This is a genomic window from Mycobacterium simiae, from assembly GCF_008370645.1.
GTDB lineage: Bacteria > Actinomycetota > Actinomycetes > Mycobacteriales > Mycobacteriaceae > Mycobacterium > Mycobacterium simiae_A.
Genome location: NZ_VTZN01000456.1, coordinates 1 through 726, shown reverse-complemented (window position 1 = coordinate 726; position 726 = coordinate 1). Strand labels below are relative to the sequence as shown.

1 protein-coding gene is annotated in these 726 nt (G+C 58.3%); it reads right to left on the bottom strand.

The genetic code is table 11. The features are described 5' to 3' along the window. Positions 1–726: hypothetical protein (locus F0Q45_RS28345; RefSeq protein WP_188113195.1), on the bottom strand; the 726-nt coding region annotated here is incomplete at both ends.

The window sequence follows — 726 nt, the reverse complement described above, 5'->3', positions numbered from 1 at the left end:
CGGTTGCCGCTGCCCAGGTTGTCACCACCCACGTTGGCGTTACCTAGGTTCAATCCGCCGATATTGGCGCTGCCCAGGTTCAAACCGCCGAGGTTGGCCAGGCCGATGTTGATCGTGGTGCCGTTGGTGCCATCACGCAACAACCCGGCCAGGTTCACGCCGACGTTCTGCAGACCTGAAAGATTAGCCGGTCTGGACAGGTCCAGTGGACTAGCGTTCATCAACCCCGAGACGCTATTACCCAGGTTCGCCATGCCGGACTGCAGTGCCCCGATGTTTCCGACCCCCGAGTTACCGAAATTCACGTTATTGAAGCCGGAATTGCTGGCGCCGGTGTTGAGAAATCCGGACGAAGTGCCGGTGCCGCTGTTAAAAAACCCCGACGAAGGCAAACCCGTCGAGTTTCCTAGTCCAGGCTGTCCTTCGATACTTAATAGGGTCCAATCCACAGGGCCTACGCTGGCGAAGCCAGTGATATCGATTGCGGTATTGGGCCCGCCGATGGTGGCGTGTGGCGGGGGCACGGGGCCGACGATCGTTATTTGCGGAATAGTGAGGGCGTTGATCACGCCGGTGAACGCTGGCACCGGACCAATACCGACAGTAAATCCGAACGGTACCTCAGCAATCGTCATCCCGCTATAAACGGTGTCGGTGAACGTCGACGTGATGGGGATATTGATGGGAATGGTCCCGACCACGTGTAACGGGATTTCCGGAACGCGA